Genomic DNA, 22,404 nt, shown 5'->3' with positions numbered 1-22,404 from the left:
TTGCAAATTTTAATATGGCTTAAACTATAGTTGAGATTGAAGCCATTGCCAAAATTCTTCAAGGCTTTGCATTTGCTGTGTTGCTTTACTAAAATCGTGCTCCTGTGTATGTTTATTAGCGATAGCGACTACAGCTAAAGCAGCATTATTCGCTGCGGTTACACCGGTGAGAGTATCTTCAACGGCAATCGCATTTTGTGCAGTAACCTGCATACTTTTAAGTGCTAATAGATAGGGATCACCGGCAGGCTTTGGATTAATTACATCATCTTTAGTTACCACGGTATCGAATAAATCATAAAACCCTAATCCTTTTAGTATTGGCTCTGCTTCATGCCTTGCGCTGCCTGTTACTAACGCCATTTTTAAACCTTGCTCTTTAGCCGCTAATAGAACATTTTCAGCATAAGGCATTAAAGGCGGTAAATTGGTTTTAACGTACTCACTAAATAAACGATATTTTTCATCCGCTAAATAGCGGCTACTTACAGACAAGTTATGAACTTGTTTTATTTCCTTTGCAGCGTCAATAGTGGGACGTCCCGAAAAGCGCCGACAAAAATCAGCTTCTTTATAACACACACCAAAAGGCGCAAGTAATTGGCTCCAGCAGTTATAGTGTACACTTTCCGAGTCAACCAAAGTGCCATCCATATCAAATAATACCGCTTCAATTGACATACTCTTCTCCTGGTTATTTAACCTGAACTCTGGGTAATAAAAAAGGTGCCTAGGCACCTTTTAATAATTTGTGTTACTCAGCCAAACCTGCTGGCGGCTCAGCATAAGCGTCTTCGCCGGTATCTACATCAACTAACTCATAACCTCGGGCTTTGCGCATTACTTTAAGTATCGGCTTTTCGAAGGCGGTTTTTAAGCGCTCAGCATCATCTTTTAACGCATCTAATGTGGTTCCAAATGGTGCAGCACCAGTCTCTGACCAGTTAGTTACTTTACCATTTAAGTTATATTCCACTTCGTGTATTTGATATTGCGCCGCTTCATCTTTGGTTGCTTCACAATAAATTACACGGTAATTCCAAAATCCAGCCATTACTTTTTCTCTTTAATAAACATATGGGCGCTACTTTAGCAGCTCTACAAAAATAAAAAAGCCTGCACTAGGCAGGCTTTTATCAATAATTACAATTTAACGTTAAATTTATCGATTAGAAAAAGTTAACTTTAAATTCAGCGCCAATATAACGCTCTTCGTTAACCATGGCTGTATTGTTGTTAAAATCAACACCACCAATTGCTTGCTGCTCGTCAAACATATTACGCACGAATGCTGATACTTCATATTCGTAGTCGCCTTGCGCCCATGCATAACCGGCACGTAGACCAACTTCAGTTAGTGGCTTACCTTCAAACTCAACTGATTCATATAAGAAAAAGTCAATTTCACTGCGGTACGACACATCAGCGTAAGCAAAGAAATCACCTTCAGCGAGTTCTTTAGTGTAACGAAGTGTGATGTTAGAGATCCACTCTGGAGCATGCGGTAAGCTGTTACCATCTAAAATAGCACGATCTTCAGGACCAAATGCACCTGGTACTTGGAAGGTAGGATCAGTAACAGTACACTGTGCACACACTGCAACGGCTAAATCTTTGTCTTTAAGCTCTGTTTTGTTGTAGCTTAAATTAAACGTAGCATTTAGCTCATCCGTTAACACCCACTCAGAATCAATTTCGAAACCGTAGCCAGTTGTTTTATCAGCATTTAATAGGCGGTTAAAGTTAGCACCACCACCTACAGCAGTTAGCTGTTGGTCATCCATAGTGTAATAAAATACGGTTGCATTTACACGGCCTTGGCCATCTAACACATCAGATTTAATACCTGTCTCGTATGACGTAACAGTTTCTGAATCAGCAACGGTTACTTCATCACCAAATAAGATACGACCCTGAAGACTTGGTGCACGGAAACTGTTAGCAATACGACCATACCAGTTTACGTCATCGTTGATTTTGTAGTTAGCTGATAAATCCCAGCTTACGTGATCATCGCTAACATTTTTTTCAATGTAAGTAGCAGCACCACCTACAGGGCTAAGCGTACGATTTGCTGAGAATTCTTTCTCATCGTCTGAATAACGAAGGCCCGCGGTTACTTTCAAGTCATCAGTAATGGTGTAATCAACTGAGCCGAATACAGCCCATGCTTTAGTATCTTGCTGCTGACTAACAAAACCGTTTAATACGCCATTATTGGCTGTATCATAGCTAAAGTTTTCAATCGTTAATGCTTCGTCGAAGTAAAAAACACCCACCTGGTAATTTACGTCACCGGCAAAGTTGCTTGATAAGCGAAGTTCTTGCGTGTATTGGTCTTGATCTGGAATACCATCAGCACTTTCTGAAGAGAAAGGAATAAAACCAGGGCCCATTGCAACTGGAACATCATTGATAGAGAACCCACCGTAGCCACCATCGATGTCAGCACGAGAGTAAATTTCTGCACTTTCCCAACCAGAAATTGACGTTACTGTATGATTAGCTAAGTCCCACTCAAGCTTAAGGCTTGCACCTTGCGATTCCACTTGCTGCGTCGCACGAGATGCGGCATCGTGATACACCACGTCATTTTCAAAACCATCAACTAAATCGTTAGTACCAGGTTTGATAGTGTTAGCACGAAAGGCAATTGGAGAGCCATCTAAATCACGAACATGGTAATTAAATAATCCAGTGAAATCGTCACCTTCATATAAAAATTGAATACGGGCTGCTTGTTCAGTGTAACCACCTAAAGCATCTTTTTGCTCAAAACCTGGTGCACGATTATCAATGTAATCGTCTTTATCTTGCCAAAGTACTGAAACACGTGTTGATAAACGATCTGTTAATGAACCACCAACAGCACCTTCAAAGTCAACAGCACCACGACTACCGTAAGATACAGAGCCATAGCCTTCAAATTCTTGACTTGGTTTTACGGTATCAAATTTAACTAGACCAGCCGGTGTATTACGACCAAATAATGTACCTTGAGGACCACGAAGCACTTCAACACGTGCTACGTCAAATACAGGGAAACCTTTTAAGATTGCGTTTTCTTGTACAATTTCATCAACCACAAGCGACACTGGTTGCGAAGCATTCAAATCGAAATCAGTGTTACCAAGGCCACGTACATAAAAGCGTGGGAATGAACGGCCAAATGAAGATTCAATAGATAAACTTGGGATTTTCGCATTCATAAAACGAATATCCATACCAGCTGAGCTGTAAGCATCTAAGCTATCGCCTTGCAGGGCTGAAACAGCAACAGGCACTTCTTGAGCGTTTTCTACTCGTTTACGAGCAGTAACTTGAATAACTTCTAGTTGGTTCTTCTTAGCAGTAGTTTCTTGCTCAGCAGCTACGGCTGAAATTGACGTACCTGCTACGGCAGAGAACAACGTTGCATTGATAAGGGTTGCTAACGTAGATCTTTTCATTGCTTTCATGTCGGGGTTAACCTTTTTAGTGCACTCTTGTTCAACGGTTGATGTGTTGCGCAATTAAATAATTACGGATTCAGTCAATTTTTCGCGACTTGCTCTATGCGGCGCGGACCTTATTACCGAGAGTACAAAAACGGCATAAATAAGGCTGACTGAATGCGCGAGATTATATCATGCTGTAATATATTTACCGCATATTGAACACTAAAAAATAAACTTATTTTTAACACTTAACCGCACTATCCCGACATTTAGTGTACTTTTAGCAACTAAACAACCAAAAAGCGGACATATGTCCTTACATTGAGTTGTTAAAAAATATAGCGAAATAACGCGACACTTTTTTAAATACTACTTTTTCACTAATGAGCGTTTGAGAACAATTTCACCATCAATATGAAGATCTCGCTGCGGGAATGCAATAACCACATCGTGTTGCTCAAACACTTCATAAATACTAAAACGAATATCACTGCGGACTTGTCTTAATCGAGTTTCTGATTCAGCGCACACCCAAAAAATAGCATTAAAAACTAGCGAGCTATCTGCAAAATCATCAAACAATACGGTTGATTGAGGCGTTGCCAGTATTGCCTCATGCTCATCTAATACTTGCTGAATTAACTTTTTAACTAATAACACATCAGAGCCATAAGCTACGCCTACGCTCACAGATGAGCGCGCATTACCGTCAATAAGCGTCCAGTTGGTTACAGTGTTTTCTAATAACTGGCTATTGGGTATCAGCATATGAACACCGTCGTTCCTGCGAATACGAGTAGAGCGAGTATTAATCGTTTCAACCACCCCTTTTGCAGTGCCAACCTCTAAAAAGTCACCAATACGGATTGGCCGCTCCCACATTAATATCCAGCCACTAATAAAGTTATTAATAATATTTTGTGCACCGAACCCCACACCGATGGCAATGGCACCCGATACAAAGGCAAATGCGGTTAGTGGAATGTTAAGCACCTCAAGGGAGGTAAAAAGTAAAATCGCAATACTTAAAATGAAATAAAAACGCGTGAATAAATGCACTGCATCTGGGCTCATTTTTCGTGCAAGTAATGACTTTTTAATTAACTTGCCAATCTGAGTCACCACAACCCACATAGTAAACAAAATTAGGGGTACTTGAATTACTTTTGCCACGGTAATGTGAATGTCGTTGTAGCTAAACAATACGAAGGCGAGAATGTGATTAATTTGTTCTAAGTTCATTGATTTTCCATGTATAAGGTCGCACACAAACGATTATTTTTATGCGCTAATAATACCCCAAGTTTAGCATGCGGTTAGCTTAAATACGCAGCAACAAACTTAAAGCTAATTGCATAATTGCTGTATTTTTCTACTTTTTTATTTACATACCGAGTTTTTATCACCTAATTTGCGTTTAAATCCCGCTTTAAATCGATAAACTTTGTTGTATATAAGTCAAAATTTGGTAAGTTAACTGGGTTTTCGACTCGAAAAGCCTATTTCGGCTACTATTTTTTATGGAGTTATTATGCGTAAAACACTGATCGCCACTACGATTGCTAGTGCACTTTTATTATCTGCCTGTTCTTCTGAAAGCACCCAAGAAACAAAACAACAAAGCACAGCACAAGTGCAAGATATCAACGCAAGCAATGTATTATTTAAACCAAGCCCATTGCAATACATGGCTCCTGAGTTTGATAAGTTTGGTACTACTGAATACGAAGCTGCATTTGATGCAGGTATTGCACAACATAATGCAGAAATTTTGGCAATTGCCAATAATCCAGAACCAGCAACTTTTGAAAACACGTTGGTAGAAATGGAACTTGCTGGTGAGTTATTAAACCGCGCATCAGCTGCATTTTACAACTTATCAGGTCTTATCTCTAACGATGAGTACCAACGCATTGATAAAAAAATGGCGCCTGTGTTCTCAGCACACTCTGATGACATTTACCTAAATGGTGCATTATTCGAACGTGTACAAACAGTATACGACAACAAAGATAAGTTAAGCGCTGAAGATCAACGTCTTGTTGATTTTTACTACAAACAATTTGTTAAAGCCGGTGCTAAATTAAACGATGCTGAAAAAGCAAAAATGCGTGAAATTAACGCTGAGCTTGCAAAGTTATCAACAGAGTTTTCTCAAAACGTATTAAAATCGTTTAAAGAAGACGTCATTTTAGTAACAGATAAAAGCAAACTAGCTGGTTTATCTGAAGGTGAAATTGCAGGTCTTGCAGCAGCTGCTAAAAAAGCAGGCAAAGATGGCTACATGATCACCCTAGTGAACACCACACAACAGCCTATTTTATCTAGCCTTGAAAACCGTGAACTGCGTGAGCAGATTTTTAAAGCATCAACCAACCGTGCAGCTAAAACCAACGGCCCTATCATTATTAAAGAAACTAACCTACGTGCACAAAAAGCAGAACTGTTAGGCTTTAAAGATTGGGCTTCGTATGTAATGACTTCACGCATGGCTCAAACCACTGATAACGTGTACGGTATTTTAGATGACCTAGCGCCAAAAGCAGTCGAAAAAGCGCAAGCAGAAGCAAAAGCGATTCAAAAAGTAATTAACGATTCTGGTGAAAGTTTTGAACTAAAACCATGGGATTGGTCTTTCTATGCAGAAAAAGTGCGTGCTGAAAAATACGACCTAGATCCAGCCTTAGTTAAGCCTTACTTTGAAATGCAATCGGTTATTCATAACGGTTTATTCTTTGCAATGGAAAAACTTTACGGCATTACATTCAAAGAGCGTAAAGACCTACCGCTTTATCACGAAGACGTCATGGCGTTTGAAGTATTTAACGCTGATGGCAGCGCAATAGGCTTATTTTACATGGACCCATATGCACGTGAAGGTAAACGTGGCGGTGCATGGATGAGTGCATACGTAAGCCAAAGCGGCTTAAAAGGCACAAAACCGGTTATTTATAATGCACAAAATATTCCAAAGCCAGCAGAAGGCGAGCCAACATTAATGACGTTTGACGAAGTGTCAACTATGTTCCATGAGTTTGGTCATGCAGCACACGGTTTATTCTCTGACGTTAAATACCCAAGCCTAGCAGGTACTGCTACAGCGCGTGATTTTGTTGAATTTCCATCACAAGCACATGAAGACTGGATGATTGAGCCAAGTGTATTAGCTAACTACGCTAAGCATTACAAAACAGGTGAGCCAATTCCTCAAGCACTACTTGATAAAGTACTTGAGTCGCAAAAGTTCAACCAAGGTTTTGGTACCACTGAATATTTAGCTGCAGCACTACTGGATATGGAATGGCACTCATTTGGTTCTGACAAAAAAGTAACTGATGTACAAAAGTTTGAAAGTGAAGCGTTAAAGGCACACGGTATTGATTACTACCCTGTACCACCTCGTTACAAATCAAACTACTTTAGCCATACGTTTGCAGGTGGTTACTCAGCAGGTTACTACGCTTACCTATGGACTGAAGTATTTGCCGCTGATGCCTTTGCTCATATGGAAAACAATGGTGGCTTAACGCGCGAAAATGGCGATAAGTTCCGTAAAGAGATCCTATCAAAAGGTAACAGCCGCGACTTAATGCAAAGCTACATTGAGTTCAGAGGCCAAAAACCAACGACTGATGCATTGCTTAAGCGCCGTGGTTTAGTTGATTAATTAATATTTTTAATCAACTGATATAAAAGCCCGCTTGCGGGCTTTTATTGTTTATAGAACAATATATAACAGATAAACTGACACCATTACTTAAGACAAGATGAGTGTTATGGGCTATTTATTTGCAGTTACCCTTCTTTGGGCGTTTTCGTTTAGTTTAATTGGTGTGTATTTAGCAGGCCAAGTTGATGCGTGGTTTAGTGTGCTAATTCGTGTGGCTTTAGCAGCGTTAGTATTTTTGCCTTTTTTAAAGAAAATCCCTACCCCACTTGCGTTTAAACTCATGCTGATAGGCGCACTGCAACTGGGGGTTATGTATGGCTTTTATTACCACTCATTTTTGTTTTTAAGTGTGCCAGAAGTGCTGTTATTTACCGTAATGACGCCACTTTACATTACGCTTTTAAACGACGCATTGAATAAACAGTTTAACTGGCAATTTTTTATTGTTGCCTTTATTGCCGTGTTAGGGGCTATTACCATTCGGTATGAAAACCTAACCAACGACTTTCTACTTGGCTTATTATTAGTTCAAGGCGCTAATATTAGTTTTGCTACAGGGCAAGTAAGCTACAAGCGTTTAATGGTTAATCAAAAACTGGATGACAAAACCGTATTTGGCTGGTTTTTTATTGGTGCGCTTGTTATAGCCAGCGCTTGCTATGCGCTGTTTGGCAATACCGAGAAGTTACCTACCAGCTCAACGCAATGGGGCATTCTTATTTACTTAGGTATTGTAGCCTCAGGTTTGGGCTACTTTATGTGGAATAAAGGCGCAACACTGGTTAATGTAGGCGCTTTGGCGGTGATGAATAACCTGCTTATTCCTGCCGGTATTATTGTTAATGTACTTATTTGGAATAGAGACGCAGACCTACTTAGATTAAGTATTGGCGCGGGAGTGATGCTGTCTGCCTTAGTGGTAAACCAAATAATGGCTAAATCAGCAAATTAATCACTCTGTAGTGAAATTGTCATTAATAATTAGTAAGGTAGCGTCCACTTTTATTTTTAAGGACAAATAATGAAGCGCATACCTTTTCTAACAACTTTTTTATTATTAAGCTCACTCGCTGGCTGTGATGACGATGTAAAAATAGTCGAAAAAGAAGTGGTTGTTACCAACACTGACGTTGAAATTGTTGAAGTACCTACCCCGGTTATTGTTGAAGTAGCTCAAGGCACCAATACGCAACTAGGTACTCGCCCCGACTACTTAATTGACGATATGGCTGACAGCGCACTAAAAACACAATTAGAATCGTGTAAAGAAGGCCCTTTTTATCGTACTGATTTTTCAATTGGTCACCGTGGTGCCCCCATGCAATACCCAGAGCACACACAAGAGTCTTACTTAGCGGCTGCTCGTATGGGCGCCGGTATTGTCGAATGCGATGTCACCTTTACCAATGATAAAGAGCTAGTATGCCGCCATTCTCAGTGCGACTTGCACACCACCACTAACATTTTATCTATTCCAGAACTTGCGGCTAAATGCAGTGAGCCATTTACTCCAGCAAACTCTAACAGTGGCACGCCTGCTTCAGCTAAATGTTGTACCAGTGATATTAGCTTGGCAGAGTTTTTAACCCTTGAGGGTAAAATGGATGGCGCAAACACCAGCGCCACTAATGTTAGCGATTACATGAAAGGTACACCAAGTTGGCGCACTGACTTATACGCCACCTCAGGTACTCTCATGACCCATAAACAAAGTATTGCACTATTTAAACAGCTCGGAGTAAAAATGACCCCAGAGCTTAAATCACCTCAAGTGAGTATGCCCTTTAACGGTATGACCCAAACGCAATACGCACAAAAAATGCTAGATGAATACACGCAAATGGAGGTACCCGCTTCGCATGTTTTTCCGCAATCATTTAATTTAGCTGACGTACAATATTGGATTAATACTAACCCTGAATTTGCAGCGCAAAGTGTGTATTTAGATGGCCGAGACAGCGATGCAGGGTTTGATCCTAACAACCCCGACACATGGCAACCTAGTATGGCTTCGCTTTTTAATGACGGTGTTAAAATTATTGCTCCACCCATTTGGATGCTATTAACCATAGATAATGAAAGTAATATCGTGCCATCACAGTACGCTATTGATGCTAAAGCCGCAGGGCTTAATATTATTGCATGGAGTCTTGAACGTTCAGGGCCGCTGAATAATGGAGGCGGATACTATTACCAGTCAATTAGTGATGTTATAGATAACGATGGTGACATGATGACCGTGGTTGATGTGCTTGCAAAAGAGGTTGGTGTAATCGGTATATTTTCTGATTGGCCAGCTACGGTTAGCTATTACGCAAGTTGCAATAAAATGCCTGCAAGTATTTAAACTTTAGGGCGTGTTTATTTGACCGCGCTCAGCTATTATATTTATTTTACTGAGCGCTTTTATGATCATTCAACACCATAACGCTGACTTACCAACGCCTACAGGGTTAATGCGAACCACTATTTACCGCCCACAAACATCGGGGCAATACCCTGCCATTATTTTTTATTCTGAAATTTTCCAGCAAACGGCACCTATTGCCCGCAGTGCAGCTATTTTAGCCAGTCATGGTTTTGTGGTACTTGTGCCAGAAGTGTTTCATGAGCTTAACCCTATCGGAACTGTTCTGGCTTATGATGACGAAGGCAAAGATAAAGGTAATAACGATAAATGGGCTAAACCTTTAGAGCATCATGATAGCGACACACAAAGCCTTATCGAGTTTGTAAAACGCCAAAGTTATTGTTCAGGAAATGTTGGGGCTATGGGAGTCTGTATTGGTGGGCATTTAGCTTACAGAGCCGCATTAAACCCACTCATAAAAGCTGCATTTTGTTTATACGCCACCGATATACACAGTAATACACTGCCCGCACAACCCGGAAATAACTCGTTTGAACGTATGGCCGATATACTCGGTGAAATTCATTTTATTTGGGGTAAGCAAGACCCTCATGTACCACAAGATGGCCGAGACAAAATATACCAGCAAGCTGTTCGCACTGGCATAAATTACCAATGGCAAGAAGTTAACGCGCAACATGCCTTTATGCGTGATGAAGGCGAGCGCTACGATGCAGCTCTCGCCATAGCAATGTATCAACAAGCTGTTGCCTTATTTAACCGAGCGCTAGCCCTTACGCATACCTAATGCCGTATGCTGTTTTACAAAATACGCTTTTAAATAATCAACAAACAAACGTAACTTTTTAGACCCCGTCGCTCCTGGCGGGAAAACTCCGTACAATTCAATGTCTTTGCTTTTGTAGTCGTCCATTATAATTTGCAGTAAACCCGCTTGTACTTTTGGCCATGCATCGTATAGCGGTATACGCCCTATGCCATGTCCTGCCTCTACAAATGCAGTCCGTGCAGCGGCATTATTGGTACTGAGCGATCCTTGCATAGTAATGTCGACTTTTTTACCGTCTTTTTGCAAGGTCAAGATTTTACTCCCTAACTGATAAACTACCCACTGGTGCTGTGCTAATTCATCGGGCGTAGTGGGCTTGCCATAATGCGAAAAATAATCAGGTGCGCCACAAATACAAGTACTCATAGTGGTTAACTTGGTTGCCTGTAGGTTTGAATCGCGCAGCGCAACCCCCCTAATAGCAAAATCAAATCCGTGTTTAATAATATCCACCACATCATCAGTTAGCTGTAAATCTATATCAATTTTGGGGTATTGGCGCTTAAAGGTATTAATTGCAGGCACTATTAATTGCATCCCCACATTAACCGGGCAACTAATTTTTAATAATCCTTGGGGCTCACTTTTTATATTTTCTATTTGTTGATTGGCAGCATTAGCCTGCTCGGTAATAACTCGGCAACGCTCATAGTAAGCCATACCGGCTTCAGTAAGGGCCATGGTCCGTGTTGAACGATTAAGTAAGGTTACTTCAAGTTGCGTTTCTAGCTTTTTTAAATGATAACTGGCTACCGCCCGTGTTAACCCTAGTTGCTTTGCCGCTGCAGTTAAACTGCCCTGCTCAACTATTTGTGCAAATACCACCATACTTTTTAATTGTTCAAACGAGACTTTCATGGACGCTCCAGTGCGGTTTTAACTTCAACCCTCCAATTGTATCAATTATTAAATCAATAAAGTTAAATTTATCATCGTTGTTTAAGGTTGGGTTAGTGCATATAGTAATTGCTAAGCAAAGATTACAATTTTAAATCATCAGAAGGAAAAAATAATGGCTAAGAAAATACTAATGGTACTTACTTCACACGCTGATTTAGGCAATACCGGTGAGAAAACAGGTTTTTGGGTAGAAGAATTCGCCGCCCCTTATTATGCATTTGTAGATGCTGGCGCAGAAATCACTCTAGCTTCACCAAACGGTGGCCAACCACCAATCGACCCAACCAGTACACTAGCCGACTTCCAGACTGATGCAACCAAGCGATACGACAACGACAGTACAGCGCAAGCATTAATGGCAAACACAAAAGTACTAAGTGAACTGAATGCTTCAGATTTTGATGCGGTATTTTATCCAGGCGGCCATGGCCCATTATGGGATTTAGTAGATAACACAGATTCAATCTCGCTCATCGAAGATTTTGTAAAATTACAAAAGCCAGTGGCAGCAGTGTGTCATGCGAGCGCCGCATTTTTAAATACAAAAGATGCTGATGGCAATGCATTGGTTGCGGGTAAAAAAGTTACCGGCTTTAGTAACACTGAAGAAGCCGCTGTACAATTAACAGATGTAGTGCCATTTTTAGTCGAAGACGAGCTGATCAAAAAAGGTGGTGACTATCAAAAAACCGACGACTGGGGCGTGCTTGCGCTTGAAGACGGTTTAGTGATCACCGGTCAAAACCCTGCAAGCTCTGAGCTAGCAGCTAAAAAATTACTTACCAAGCTTGGTTAATTACAATTAATCAGCATAAAAAGCACAGTTTAATCGCTGTGCTTTTTAATTTGCTTTTCATTACTCACCACTATTCCTATACTGGCCACTCTTAATATAAATAAGGGCACCGTATGCAAAATAAACCATCCACCTTGTCGTTACTTAGCAGCACCCGTTTTGCCATTATAAGCATTGTGACTATTTGTTTTGTGTTGCAACTAATTAATAGCCTGCCAGGCATTAGTTTAAATGGTTTAGGTATTTACCCACGCAGCATTCAAGGGCTGATTGGTATTCTTTGCGCTCCCTTTTTACACGGTAGCTGGTGGCATTTTGCTAGTAATATGCTGCCCTTCATTGTTTTAAGCTGGTTAATTTGCCAATACAGCGTAAAGCGTTTTTATAGTGTATTTATATTCACCGCATTAGTCGGTGGATTACTGGTATGGATGTTTGCTCGTGGCAATATTCATGTCGGATTAAGTGGCGTTATTTATGGGTTATGGGGATTTATTTTATGCTATGGCATTGTAAGACGTTCTTTTAAATCTATTTTTATAGCCGTGGTGGTGGCCTTTTTATACAGTGGCTTTATTTGGGGCGTGTTACCACAACGGTTTCACATCTCGTTTGAAAGCCATCTGTTTGGCGCACTTAGTGGATTCTTTTTAGGGTATAAATTAGCAAAAGCAGATAAATTAAAAGCAACAACGGGCAAAGCAAATACGCACGTTTAAACGATTAGAGGCTATTTATGAGTGATAACAACGACTACACCCCAGCAAAAGTATGGACATGGGACAATGAAAGTGGCGGTAAATTTGCAAACATTAACCGCCCAATTGCAGGAGCAACTCACGATAAAACATTGCCTATTGGCAAACATCCATTTCAGCTTTACTCATTAGCGACCCCCAACGGGCAAAAAGTCAGTATTATGTTTGAAGAGCTATTGGAGCTTGGTATTACTGAGGCTGAGTACGATGCTTATTTAATTAATATTGGTGAAGGCGACCAGTTTGGCTCTGATTTTGTTGATATAAACCCAAACTCAAAAATACCTGCGTTGATGGATCACTCTACAACACCAGCAACCCCTGTATTCGAATCAGGCGCTATTTTACAATACCTTGGCGAAAAGTTTGATGCGCTTATTCCTCATGATTTTCAAGCTAAAACACAATGTCGTAATTGGCTGTTTTGGCAAATGGGATCGGCGCCTTATTTAGGTGGCGGCTTTGGTCACTTTTACAGCTATGCGCCAACCAAAATGCAATACCCGATTGACCGTTTCACCATGGAAACTAAGCGTCAGCTAGATGTACTAAACCGCCATTTAAGTGACAACGAATACATGGCAGGCAGCGAATATTCAATTGCCGACATTGCAATATGGCCATGGTATGGCTCACTGGTATTAGGCGACTTATATGATGCCGCCGAATTTTTAGATGTTGCATCTTATACCCATGTGGTTCGTTGGGCTAAGCAAATAGCTGTGCGCCCAGGTGTAAAACGAGGCCGCCGTGTTAATCGTACTTGGGGCCCAGAAGAAGAACAAATGGCAGAGCGCCACAGTGCTCGTGATTTTGAATAAGACGCTGCTTTAGTACAAACAAAAAATCAGCGCTTAGCTGATTTTTTTGTGTTTATTTGGGGTTCCTTTATTCTTAGCAGGTAAAATGACTTTGTAATCCCAACAGTAGAAAAGTTAAGCATACCATCTTAATATATCTAAATATTTACACTGATAGCGTAGTTATTAATTGTGAAAAAACTGACAAAAGAACAAATCTATAAACGCTTAAACAATGAAGAAGACGCCCGAGCTTGCAAGGCCATCGACGACAATGCCTGTCAGGAAGTACCCGGTAATTTTATTATTTTACTCATTAGCCAGCTGTTTAGTAAGTTTGCTGATGCGCTACTCAACCCCAAAATAACGCTGCCGTGGTTAATGCAAAGCTTAAACGTGCCAGCGAGCTTTATTGCTTGGTTAGTACCAATCAGAGAATCGGGTTCATTGCTGCCCCAACTTGCTATTGCTAACGTTATTCGCAAACTCCCCGTTCGTAAATGGGTATGGGTAATAGGTGCAGTGATGCAAGCAGGATGCATTTTAGCCATGGTTGCGGTGGCATTTACCCTCAAGGGCGCACAAGCAGGCTACGCCATTATTGGCTTATTAATTTTATTTAGCCTTGCTAGAGGGTTTAACTCTGTCGCTGCAAAAGATGTGCTGGGCAAAGTTATTCCTAAACAGCAACGCGGTAATATTAGCGGGCTTGCTGCGAGTATTGCCGGTTTTGCCACCTTAACGTTTGGTCTCATGATGTGGTTTTTTTCACAGCAAAAAGATCAAGACATTGTGATCATCGCTTTACTACTGGGTGCATTAATGTGGCTGATTGCCGCGTTTTTTTATGCACAAATTAACGAATATAGTGGCGCTACCGAAGGAGCTAATAATGGCCTATTGCACGCGTTTTCAAAGTTAAAAATTTTATACCAAGACAAACAGTTTGCGCATTTTGTTATTACACGTGCCTTACTGCTTTGTTCAGCATTGAGTGCCCCTTTTTATATTATTTTAGCCAGTAAACAGTCGTTTGAATTTTCTTTACTTGCCACCTTTATTGCCGTTTCCGGCTTTGCAAGCCTAGTCTCAGCGCCGATTTGGGGGCGCTTAAGTGACTTATCTAGCCAGCGAGTGCTGGTACTCAGTGCCACTTTGGTTACCATTAATGGGCTGGCTGTATTTGTTATTGCAACTTGGTATAACGAGCTGCTACTAAATTGGTGGGCTATGCCTATTTTGTACTTTTTACTCTCAGTTGCGCACCAAGGAGTACGCTTAGGGCGAAAAACGTACCTCGTCGATATGGCAGAGGGTAACAAACGCACCGATTATGTGTCGGTTAGTAATACCGTTATTGGGGTTTTATTACTGATGTTAGGCAGTATAGGCTTATTAGAATCGTTTTTATCAACCGCAGAGCTTATTTTGCTTTACAGTGGGTTAGGTTTTTTGGGGGCAATGAGTGCACTGTTTTTACCAAAAACAGAGTAAATAGCGTGCGGTTTAACCTAATGTAATTAAAACGCTCACCTTTAAAGTTGTGGGCGTTTTAATGCAAACTTATCTTTGGTGGTGCTAAAGTAATCGCCGCCCATTTTACCTACTGCATCTAAACGTGTCGGATCTATGTAGCCATTTACCAACGTGGCGTCATCTATAAAAATTCCCACTACATCTAAGAGCATCATTTTGCCACCGCTTGGTTCATCTGAAATAGTGATCACTTCTCGAAGCTTACATTCATAGCGTACTTTTGAAGCTGCAACACTCGGCGGATTAACTAACTGGCTTGGGACTCTCTCTATGCTGGCCTCATCAAACTCACTGACATTATTAGGGTAATTAGCGCAGCTTTGGTTCATTTGCTCTACTAAGGCATGACTAACAATATTAACCACACATTCTTTGGTGGCTAGTAAATTTGTCAGTGTATCTTTATTGGCTTTATCACTGGGGTTAACTTGAGTCACACTTAGCACTGCAGGCTGACAACTTGCTACGGTAAAAAAAGAGTAAGGTGCAATATTGCTTACCCCCTCACTACTTAGGGTGCTTATCCATGCAATCGGTCGTGGACTAATACCGCCAACTAAGTAGCTATAAACAGAGCGGTTGTTGTTTTGAATTAAATCTAAAAACATTATTTCTCACTTTTAAGTTAAAAACTAAACCCTAGTACTAGGCAATACGTACTTATAGATTGGATCTTCATTAATACTACACCGTTAGCAAATAGTTTAATTTCATGCGCCAAAAAATAAACATTGTCTGGTTTAAACGCGATTTACGCTTAAGCGATCATCAACCGCTTAAACATGCGTTTAGCAATGGGCTTCCAACATTATTGCTGTACAACTTTGAGCCGCTGTTACTCGAAGATGCTCATTATAACGAGCGACATTGGCGCTTTGTGTATCAGTCACTATGTGATTTAAACCAACAACTTGATCGCTTTAATAGCTGCGTGTACATATTTAAACAAAATATGCAGTCGTTGCTTGAAGAGCTACTCACCCAGTTTGAAATAATTAATCTCTTTAGTCACCAAGAAATCGGCTTAAATAATACATTTGAGCGCGATAAAGCGATTAAAGCATGGTGCCAACATAATCAGATTAACTGGTTAGAGTCACCAACGGGGGCTGTCATTCGGGGTAAAAAAAATCGCAATAATTGGAATGAATGCTGGCAACAAACAATGCAAGCGCCAATTGCCATCCCAGATTGGAAACACATTAAAACAGTGACACTCACACACTACCAATCGCCAGAATTACCAGACAATTACACAGCTGACGATGACAACTTTCAACTCGGAGGGCCGCGACTTGCCCGTGAAGTAATGCAAAGCTTTTTTGCTGAACGCGGTAAGGGTTATCAAAAAGGAATATCCAGCCCAAGCTTAAGCCGTACGCATTGCTCTAGGTTATCGCCCTATTTAGCGTGGGGAAATATCAGCCTGAGGCAAGTGTATCAAATGGCGATTGACGCATACCATTCAACCCATCCCAATAAAAAAGGCTGGAAGCGTCCGCTTGCTGCGTTTGTATCTCGCCTGCATTGGCATTGCCATTTTATGCAAAAGTTTGAAAGCGAATGCAGCATGGAATTTAAAGCCTTAAATCCGGGTTACCATGCATTTCCGTATCGTGATGACGCTAAGGTTACTAGCGATATTGAACGCTGGGCACAGGGGCAAACCGGTATTCCTATTATTGATGCCTGCATGCGCTGTTTAAAAGCCACCGGTTATATTAACTTTAGAATGCGCGCTATGCTGGTGAGCTTTGTAACCCATCATTTAAACATCAGCTGGCAACAGGCAAGTTTTCCGCTGGCTAATTACTTTTTAGACTTTGAGCCAGGTATTCATTATCCGCAAATACAAATGCAGGCATCGGTTACTGGCATTAATACTATTCGCCATTACAACCCAATTAAGCAATCGGAGGATCAAGACCCAACCGGTGCGTTTATAAAAAAATGGTGCCCTGAACTTGAAAAGCTCCCTATTGAATATTTACATCAACCTTGGGAGCAAACGCCCATGGAAGCGCTATTTAACGACTTTAAACTAGGTGAAGACTACCCTGAGCCGATGCTTGATTTAACCACCGCCTCAAAAGAAGCCCGCGAACGGCTATGGCAATACCGAGAGCGGCCCGATGTAAAACGCGCCATAGGTAAAATTCTTAAAAAACACGTGACTCCGACTCAAAAAATCACCCGTGTAAAACGCAAAACTCGCAGTAACAGCAATAAAGAGAACACCTAATTATGGCGCACAAAAAACTTAACTTACCGCAAAAAATTTGCCCAGTATGCAATAAGCCGTTTGCGTGGCGTAAAAAGTGGCAACGAGATTGGGATAACGTTATTTATTGCTCAGAGCGGTGCAAACGCAGCAAATAGCCGCTTATAAAAACCAATACACGCATATTCGCTTTAATCTCACTTTATATCTTACATAGCTGTTATAGTGGTTAACGTTTCAACTTGTTGTTCAATGCAAGTTAACACTCTACCCTCTGCCTGCTCAACATTCATTACACCTAGCACAGTTAATTAAAAGAACACCCTTTACCAAGCATTATTTTTACAGCCATGGCGTGAGCTTGCCTGTAAAACCCCTCTTTGTTTGTTAGCGATGTAGCATTATTCGTTTATAAACTCAGCATACTTTAATCAAGGATATAGCATGAGTGAATTAACTATTGGCGTAATTGGAACATCACGTAAAACAGATGAAAGACGCTACCCTATTCATCCTGCGCATTTAATGCGTATACCTGAAAAACTCAGAAAAAATATGATTTTTGAGCAAGGTTATGGCGCGGCATTTAATATGAGCGACGAAGAAATTGCAGCACTGACAGGCGGCATTGCCACCCGCAGTGATATTTTAACCCAATTAGGCACCGTCATTATTGCCAAACCAGTGCTTGCTGATTTACAAGAACTTAAAGAAGGCGGCACAATTTGGGGCTATGTACATTGCGTACAACAACAAGCAATTACCCAAGCTGCCCTTGATAGAAAGCTTACTCTTATTGCCTTTGAAGACATGTTTGTATGGTCACCACAGGGAAATGTTGGCCGTCATACTTTTTATAAAAACAATGAAATGGCTGGTTATTGTGCGGTGTTACATGCTCTGCAACTAAAAGGCATTGATGGCCATTACGGTAATCAACGTAAAACCATTATTTTTAGTTTTGGCGCTGTTAGCCGAGGCGCTATTTATGCATTAAAAGCTCATGGTTTTAGAGATATTACAATTTGTATACAGCGCCCCGATCATGAAGTGCGTGAAGAAGTACTTGATTGTCATTATGTTAAAGTACGCCCAGGCATTGAAGGCGAAGCTCGCATGATGGTGGTTGAGCACGATGGGTCGCAGCGCCCGCTTACTGAGCTTATTAGCGAAGCTGACATTATTGTTAATGGCACCTACCAAGAAACCGCAAACCCCGTCAATTTTGTGATTGAATCTGAAGCCAATTGCTTAAAACCCAATAGCCTTATAATAGATGTAAGTTGTGATGAAGGAATGGGATTCTTTTTTGCAAAGCCAACAACATTTAAACACCCGATGTTTAGCTATAAAACCACGGATTATTACGCGGTTGATCATACCCCTAGCTACTTATGGGAAAGTGCAACGCGCTCTATTTCTGCCGCGCTCATTGTATACTTGCCAACTGTTTTAGCCGGTCCAGAGCAATGGCAAAAAGACGAAACCATTCGCCGCGCTATCAATATTGAACACGGAATAATTAAAAACAACGCTATTTTAGCGTTTCAAAACCGTGAAAGTACGCCTCCTTATCACCTGCAAATAGCTGACATAACCTAAATTCGGGATAATAAATAATCCCAAACGTAACGTGAGTTTTGTTTATTAAATTATTTGGCTTCTATTTTGCAACTATCTATGTAAATAACGCTTTTTAGCTGTTTTACCGTGTAGTGTTTACAACGTATTGCAAACACTACACGGTATGACTAATTAACCTAAAAAGCCTACACCCTCAACAAGGAGAACATAATGACGATTAAAAAATCTGCACGTTCAACATGGTCTGGTGATATTAAAAAAGGGAAAGGTTATATCTCAACGCAAAGTGGCGCATTAGATAACCAGCCGTATGGGTTTAATACCCGCTTTGAAGATAAGCCAGGATCAAACCCTGAGGAATTAGTGGGTGCAGCACATAGTGCCTGTTTTGGTATGGCTTTATCGCTGGCACTTGGTGAAGCGGGCTTTACCGCTGAGAACATAAACACCGAAGCAACAGTAAGCTTAGATGAAGTAGACGATGGCTTTGCGGTGAGTGAAATTGAATTGGTAGTTAATGCAAAAATTACTGATATTTCCAATGAGCAATTTCAAGCCCTGTGTGAAGACACCAAAAAAGGCTGCCCCATTTCAAAATTACTCAATACCAGCATAAAGCTAACGGCAACACTTAACTAATTTTGTAAACCAATTATACTTTTTGCGTAGCAGTAAGATTATGTTTTAGCATAACCTTACTGCTAATTTTTCATGAATTAAATAAAAACTTTATTATGAGTTATATTAATGTTCGCTAATATAATTATGTAAAATCTCAATACTTTGTTAGGATTACAAGAAACTTAACCACCTTTAAGTGTGGGTTAAATTCAAAGGTGGATGCATGAACGAGAAATCACAAAGTTGCGAAAAAGTATCTTGTAGCAACTGCGCTGATTCTAGCGAACTAGATTTTGACTTTACTATGGCATTTCAGCCTATTATAAATTGCCAGAGCAACACTATTTATGGCTATGAAGCACTGGTTCGTGGTTTAAATAATGAGTCGGCTTATTCTATTATTTCCCAAGTAAACGACGACAACCGCTATACCTTTGACCAACTATGTAGAATTAAAGCCATTGCACTTGCCTCTAAGCTAGGCATAAACACCATGCTAAGCATTAACTTTTTACCCAACGCTATTTATAAGCCTGAGCGCTGTATTCGCACTACCCTAGAAGCGGCTAAAAAGTACAATTTCCCTACAACTAATATTATGTTTGAATTTACTGAAGTTGAAAAAATAGAAGACAGCAGCCACGTTGAGCGGGTTGTAAGCTACTACCAAGAATTAGGCTTTAAAACAGCTACCGATGACTTTGGCTCAGGCTATTCTGGATTAAACTTACTAGCTGACTTTCAAACAGATATTATTAAACTCGATATGGCACTTATACGCGATATCGACAAAGACACAAAACGCCAAACTATTGTGCGTAACTGCTTAAATATGTTTGAAGAACTGAACATAACGGCGTTAGCTGAGGGTATTGAAACAGTTGAAGAATATCACTGGCTAAAAAGTGTCGGCCTTGAATTAATGCAAGGCTACTTGTTTGCAAAACCTGGGTTTGAGTGCTTACCAGACGTTAATTTTCAATAACATTTAGTTGTTATAAAAAAACCGCCATCAAGGCGGTTTTTTAGTTTTTGCTATTGGTTAATTACATATTTCCCAGCTCTATCATCATTGCGGTGTACATACGTAAATTAAGTGCTAGTTGCTCAAGCGTAATAAATTCATGTTCTGAGTGACCGGTGTAGCGTTTACCTGGCATTGATGGACCAAACGATACGGCATTATCAAATAACTTAGCGTTGGTACCACCACCAATAGAGACAAAATCTGCGTCTTTATCGCCAGTAAAGTGTTTAAAAATATCAAGTAACTTCTGCGCATGGGGCGCGTCATCAAGTAACATGGGTGTACCAATTGTGGTTTTAACATTGGCTAATGTTACTTTATTATCAGCTTGCCATTGAGTAAGCGCACTATTAATTTGCTGTTTTAGTAAGTCAGCCTCTTTACCCATAGGACGACGAGCATTAACCGCTAACGTTAGGTTATTACCGTCTCGTTCAATAACTGTGGGCGCTACCGTCATTGGCCCCATAAAGTCATGTTTATACGCAATATCACCAAACTGTTTACCGTGAATATCTAGGCCAATTAACTGGTTTACAAACTTAATGAGCTGACCGTCGCTGTTGTTTTCAAGCTCAACGGCTTTAAATAGTTCAGCCAAATAAGCAATGGCGTTAACACCTGACTCTGGCTCAGATGAGTGAGCCGACATGCCTTTAACACTAATTAAAGTCCCATCTAACTGATCATCAAAGGTAAATTCTACTTGCTTAAGAACCTTGGCTGTTTGTTTTAATTGAGCCATCAATTCAGTACTCGCATTATGCAAAGTTAAGCTGGCATCTTCAGGGATTTGGCTAGCAAAGGCACCACCCGTTACATTGCTGACATACACACCTGTTTGTGGTGATGTTGCATCAAATGTTGGCGCAATTAAGCTCCAGCCTTTTTCAGCAACCACTACAGGGTATGAGGCATCAATGGTTATCGCATACTTTGGTTGCTCATAGGTTTTCATAAACTCAGTTAACGGCCCCCAATCAGACTCCTCGGCCAAATAAACCATCAGCTCAATGCGGTTATCAAGGGTTATGCCTTTATCTTTTATGGCTTTCATCGCATATAAAGCGGTGGCTATAGCGCCTTTATCGTCTTCGGTACCTCGGCCAACTAATTTACCCGGCTCTGAGGTATCAATAATAAATGGGCTTTGTTTCCATTTGCTGGCGTTTGCAGGTTGTACATCACCGTGAGTCACTATGGTTACTTTTTCTTTTTGCTCACCCATGCCTATGAGTACGGTATAGCCTAAATCTTGGTAGTCAAAGCCAAGTTCAGCGGCTTTCATTTTTAATAACGCTTTAAAGCCTATAAAGTCGGGGTTTTGTGGTGCGCTGATCTCACTTTTATTAACCGTAGGAAACGATACTAAATTAGTAAGCGTATGCACCTGTGCATTTTGATAGTTATTAACTGCGTAATCGGCCACGCTTTCACTGTGTTTATTTAATTGTGCATGAGCGCTAAATGCACATAAGGCAATACTTGCTAAAGCTAGCTTGTTCAAAACAGATTCCATTTAATTAACAACAAAGAACACTAATTATAACCTCCTTGTAAAGTGACAAACAGCGCTTTGCGGCAGACCCACAAGCAAAGCTTATAATTTATCTAACAGCTTTGAACAAGATGCCTGTATAATGCGCAGCTCAAAATTACGGGGTTAATCATGAATCGCAGAAAAAAGATCATTACAAAATTTAATAACAAAGATAAGCGTGCTAATGCCAAGCTACATAAAAGCAACAAACCGGCTTATGTTTCAAAAGCAGAGCGCGCAAAGCTTGCTGAGCAAGATGCCGAACAAGCAATTGAGCACGCGGCCAACGAAGTAGTGCAAACAAGCGTTTAATT

The 22,404-nt window shown here is 40.6% G+C and carries 21 protein-coding genes; 14 read left to right on the top strand and 7 right to left on the bottom strand.

Annotation, left to right across the window (positions count from 1 at the left end; translation table 11 throughout):
* Positions 1–24 precede the first annotated feature (24 nt).
* From ACNSN2_RS03860 to ACNSN2_RS03845, 4 genes are all read right to left on the bottom strand, one after another.
* Positions 25–681 carry an HAD family hydrolase gene (locus ACNSN2_RS03860; RefSeq protein WP_418608610.1) on the bottom strand — a complete coding sequence of 219 codons (657 nt, stop codon included), beginning with the start codon at positions 679–681 and terminating at the stop codon, positions 25–27.
* 73 nt (positions 682–754) lie between these two features.
* Complete coding sequence (locus tag ACNSN2_RS03855) at positions 755–1,054, bottom strand: hypothetical protein (protein ID WP_008109576.1); 300 nt, start codon at positions 1,052–1,054, stop codon at positions 755–757.
* 115 nt (positions 1,055–1,169) lie between these two features.
* The gene (locus tag ACNSN2_RS03850) at positions 1,170–3,458 is read right to left on the bottom strand and encodes a TonB-dependent receptor (RefSeq protein ID WP_054202099.1); all 2,289 of its coding nucleotides are present in this window, start codon (positions 3,456–3,458) and stop codon (positions 1,170–1,172) included.
* A gap of 348 nt (positions 3,459–3,806) precedes the next feature.
* Positions 3,807–4,679 (bottom strand): mechanosensitive ion channel family protein, encoded by an 873-nt coding sequence (locus ACNSN2_RS03845; RefSeq protein ID WP_054202098.1) that lies wholly within the window; start codon positions 4,677–4,679, stop codon positions 3,807–3,809.
* A 289-nt stretch (positions 4,680–4,968) separates the two neighbouring features.
* On the opposite strand from ACNSN2_RS03845, the gene ACNSN2_RS03840 reads away from it, so the two are divergent.
* The 4 genes from ACNSN2_RS03840 (at position 4,969) to ACNSN2_RS03825 (ending at position 10,265) form a co-directional block, all read left to right on the top strand.
* A complete protein-coding gene (locus tag ACNSN2_RS03840; protein ID WP_054202097.1) occupies positions 4,969–7,104 on the top strand; it encodes a M3 family metallopeptidase in 2,136 nt (711 codons plus the stop codon).
* A 100-nt stretch (positions 7,105–7,204) separates the two neighbouring features.
* Positions 7,205–8,059 (top strand): carboxylate/amino acid/amine transporter, encoded by an 855-nt coding sequence (locus ACNSN2_RS03835; protein ID WP_054202096.1) that lies wholly within the window; start codon positions 7,205–7,207, stop codon positions 8,057–8,059.
* A 69-nt stretch (positions 8,060–8,128) separates the two neighbouring features.
* Entirely contained in the window at positions 8,129–9,454 is a 1,326-nt protein-coding gene (locus ACNSN2_RS03830) for a glycerophosphodiester phosphodiesterase family protein (protein WP_418608609.1), read from the top strand.
* A gap of 61 nt (positions 9,455–9,515) precedes the next feature.
* Positions 9,516–10,265, top strand: coding sequence for a dienelactone hydrolase family protein (locus ACNSN2_RS03825; protein ID WP_055011695.1), 750 nt, complete (start codon positions 9,516–9,518; stop codon positions 10,263–10,265).
* Here ACNSN2_RS03825 and ACNSN2_RS03820 read toward each other — a convergent pair.
* Positions 10,245–11,165, bottom strand: a complete 921-nt coding sequence (locus ACNSN2_RS03820; protein ID WP_138620920.1) for a LysR family transcriptional regulator — start codon at positions 11,163–11,165, stop codon at positions 10,245–10,247. The two genes, ACNSN2_RS03825 and ACNSN2_RS03820, sit on opposite strands and share 21 nt — an antisense overlap.
* A 154-nt stretch (positions 11,166–11,319) precedes the next feature.
* On the opposite strand from ACNSN2_RS03820, the gene ACNSN2_RS03815 reads away from it, so the two are divergent.
* The 4 genes from ACNSN2_RS03815 to ACNSN2_RS03800 all read left to right on the top strand — a co-directional run bounded on the left by ACNSN2_RS03815 (position 11,320) and on the right by ACNSN2_RS03800 (position 15,055).
* A complete protein-coding gene (locus ACNSN2_RS03815; protein WP_418608608.1) occupies positions 11,320–12,003 on the top strand; it encodes a type 1 glutamine amidotransferase domain-containing protein in 684 nt (227 codons plus the stop codon).
* Between the two features lie 113 nt (positions 12,004–12,116).
* Entirely contained in the window at positions 12,117–12,722 is a 606-nt protein-coding gene (locus ACNSN2_RS03810) for a rhomboid family intramembrane serine protease (RefSeq protein ID WP_138594236.1), read from the top strand.
* Positions 12,723–12,739: 17 nt separating this feature from the next.
* Entirely contained in the window at positions 12,740–13,582 is an 843-nt protein-coding gene (gene yghU / locus ACNSN2_RS03805; RefSeq protein ID WP_418608607.1) for a glutathione-dependent disulfide-bond oxidoreductase, read from the top strand.
* A gap of 171 nt (positions 13,583–13,753) precedes the next feature.
* Positions 13,754–15,055, top strand: a complete 1,302-nt coding sequence (locus ACNSN2_RS03800; protein ID WP_010391229.1) for an MFS transporter — start codon at positions 13,754–13,756, stop codon at positions 15,053–15,055.
* Between the two features lie 41 nt (positions 15,056–15,096).
* Here ACNSN2_RS03800 and ACNSN2_RS03795 read toward each other — a convergent pair whose 3' ends face one another.
* Entirely contained in the window at positions 15,097–15,705 is a 609-nt protein-coding gene (locus ACNSN2_RS03795) for a flavin reductase family protein (protein WP_054202091.1), read from the bottom strand.
* A gap of 104 nt (positions 15,706–15,809) precedes the next feature.
* On the opposite strand from ACNSN2_RS03795, the gene ACNSN2_RS03790 reads away from it, so the two are divergent.
* The 5 genes from ACNSN2_RS03790 to ACNSN2_RS03770 all read left to right on the top strand — a co-directional run bounded on the left by ACNSN2_RS03790 (position 15,810) and on the right by ACNSN2_RS03770 (position 20,508).
* Positions 15,810–17,339 carry a cryptochrome/deoxyribodipyrimidine photo-lyase family protein gene (locus tag ACNSN2_RS03790; RefSeq protein ID WP_054202090.1) on the top strand — a complete coding sequence of 510 codons (1,530 nt, stop codon included), beginning with the start codon at positions 15,810–15,812 and terminating at the stop codon, positions 17,337–17,339.
* A gap of 2 nt (positions 17,340–17,341) precedes the next feature.
* Positions 17,342–17,476, top strand: a complete 135-nt coding sequence (locus tag ACNSN2_RS03785; protein WP_010391223.1) for a DUF2256 domain-containing protein — start codon at positions 17,342–17,344, stop codon at positions 17,474–17,476.
* 286 nt (positions 17,477–17,762) lie between these two features.
* Positions 17,763–18,920, top strand: a complete 1,158-nt coding sequence (locus ACNSN2_RS03780; protein ID WP_010391222.1) for a N(5)-(carboxyethyl)ornithine synthase — start codon at positions 17,763–17,765, stop codon at positions 18,918–18,920.
* 192 nt (positions 18,921–19,112) lie between these two features.
* The gene (locus ACNSN2_RS03775) at positions 19,113–19,541 is read left to right on the top strand and encodes an OsmC family protein (RefSeq protein ID WP_054202088.1); all 429 of its coding nucleotides are present in this window, start codon (positions 19,113–19,115) and stop codon (positions 19,539–19,541) included.
* 205 nt (positions 19,542–19,746) lie between these two features.
* Complete coding sequence (locus tag ACNSN2_RS03770; RefSeq protein ID WP_418608606.1) at positions 19,747–20,508, top strand: EAL domain-containing protein; 762 nt, start codon at positions 19,747–19,749, stop codon at positions 20,506–20,508.
* Between the two features lie 61 nt (positions 20,509–20,569).
* Here the strand turns inward: ACNSN2_RS03770 and ACNSN2_RS03765 are convergent, their stop codons facing one another.
* Positions 20,570–22,057, bottom strand: a complete 1,488-nt coding sequence (locus tag ACNSN2_RS03765) for a dipeptidase (protein WP_418608605.1) — start codon at positions 22,055–22,057, stop codon at positions 20,570–20,572.
* Between the two features lie 162 nt (positions 22,058–22,219).
* Between ACNSN2_RS03765 and ACNSN2_RS03760 the strand changes: the two genes are divergently transcribed.
* Complete coding sequence (locus tag ACNSN2_RS03760) at positions 22,220–22,402, top strand: DUF2986 domain-containing protein (RefSeq protein WP_054202087.1); 183 nt, start codon at positions 22,220–22,222, stop codon at positions 22,400–22,402.
* Positions 22,403–22,404 lie beyond the last annotated feature (2 nt).

It is taken from the genome of Pseudoalteromonas sp. US3C1013 (genome assembly GCF_048401115.1).
GTDB lineage: Bacteria > Pseudomonadota > Gammaproteobacteria > Enterobacterales > Alteromonadaceae > Pseudoalteromonas > Pseudoalteromonas undina.
The sequence above is the reverse complement of the archived record's forward strand: the minus strand, read 5'-3'. Positions and strand labels throughout refer to the sequence as shown.

Excerpts from the sequence above, each read along its gene's own strand:
- ACNSN2_RS03830 (WP_418608609.1), top strand. The coding sequence starts at position 8,129 with ATGAAGCGCATACCTTTTCTAACAACTTTTTTATTATTAAGCTCACTC.
- ACNSN2_RS03835 (WP_054202096.1), top strand. The coding sequence starts at position 7,205 with ATGAGTGTTATGGGCTATTTATTTGCAGTTACCCTTCTTTGGGCGTTT.
- ACNSN2_RS03760 (WP_054202087.1), top strand. The coding sequence starts at position 22,220 with ATGAATCGCAGAAAAAAGATCATTACAAAATTTAATAACAAAGATAAG.
- ACNSN2_RS03780 (WP_010391222.1), top strand. The coding sequence starts at position 17,763 with ATGAGTGAATTAACTATTGGCGTAATTGGAACATCACGTAAAACAGAT.
- ACNSN2_RS03860 (WP_418608610.1), bottom strand. The coding sequence starts at position 681 with ATGTCAATTGAAGCGGTATTATTTGATATGGATGGCACTTTGGTTGAC.
- ACNSN2_RS03840 (WP_054202097.1), top strand. The coding sequence starts at position 4,969 with ATGCGTAAAACACTGATCGCCACTACGATTGCTAGTGCACTTTTATTA.
- ACNSN2_RS03810 (WP_138594236.1), top strand. The coding sequence starts at position 12,117 with ATGCAAAATAAACCATCCACCTTGTCGTTACTTAGCAGCACCCGTTTT.
- ACNSN2_RS03855 (WP_008109576.1), bottom strand. The coding sequence starts at position 1,054 with ATGGCTGGATTTTGGAATTACCGTGTAATTTATTGTGAAGCAACCAAA.
- ACNSN2_RS03815 (WP_418608608.1), top strand. The coding sequence starts at position 11,320 with ATGGCTAAGAAAATACTAATGGTACTTACTTCACACGCTGATTTAGGC.
- ACNSN2_RS03795 (WP_054202091.1), bottom strand. The coding sequence starts at position 15,705 with ATGTTTTTAGATTTAATTCAAAACAACAACCGCTCTGTTTATAGCTAC.
- ACNSN2_RS03825 (WP_055011695.1), top strand. The coding sequence starts at position 9,516 with ATGATCATTCAACACCATAACGCTGACTTACCAACGCCTACAGGGTTA.
- ACNSN2_RS03785 (WP_010391223.1), top strand. The coding sequence starts at position 17,342 with ATGGCGCACAAAAAACTTAACTTACCGCAAAAAATTTGCCCAGTATGC.
- ACNSN2_RS03850 (WP_054202099.1), bottom strand. The coding sequence starts at position 3,458 with ATGAAAGCAATGAAAAGATCTACGTTAGCAACCCTTATCAATGCAACG.
- yghU (WP_418608607.1), top strand. The coding sequence starts at position 12,740 with ATGAGTGATAACAACGACTACACCCCAGCAAAAGTATGGACATGGGAC.
- ACNSN2_RS03820 (WP_138620920.1), bottom strand. The coding sequence starts at position 11,165 with ATGAAAGTCTCGTTTGAACAATTAAAAAGTATGGTGGTATTTGCACAA.
- ACNSN2_RS03770 (WP_418608606.1), top strand. The coding sequence starts at position 19,747 with ATGAACGAGAAATCACAAAGTTGCGAAAAAGTATCTTGTAGCAACTGC.
- ACNSN2_RS03845 (WP_054202098.1), bottom strand. The coding sequence starts at position 4,679 with ATGAACTTAGAACAAATTAATCACATTCTCGCCTTCGTATTGTTTAGC.
- ACNSN2_RS03775 (WP_054202088.1), top strand. The coding sequence starts at position 19,113 with ATGACGATTAAAAAATCTGCACGTTCAACATGGTCTGGTGATATTAAA.
- ACNSN2_RS03790 (WP_054202090.1), top strand. The coding sequence starts at position 15,810 with ATGCGCCAAAAAATAAACATTGTCTGGTTTAAACGCGATTTACGCTTA.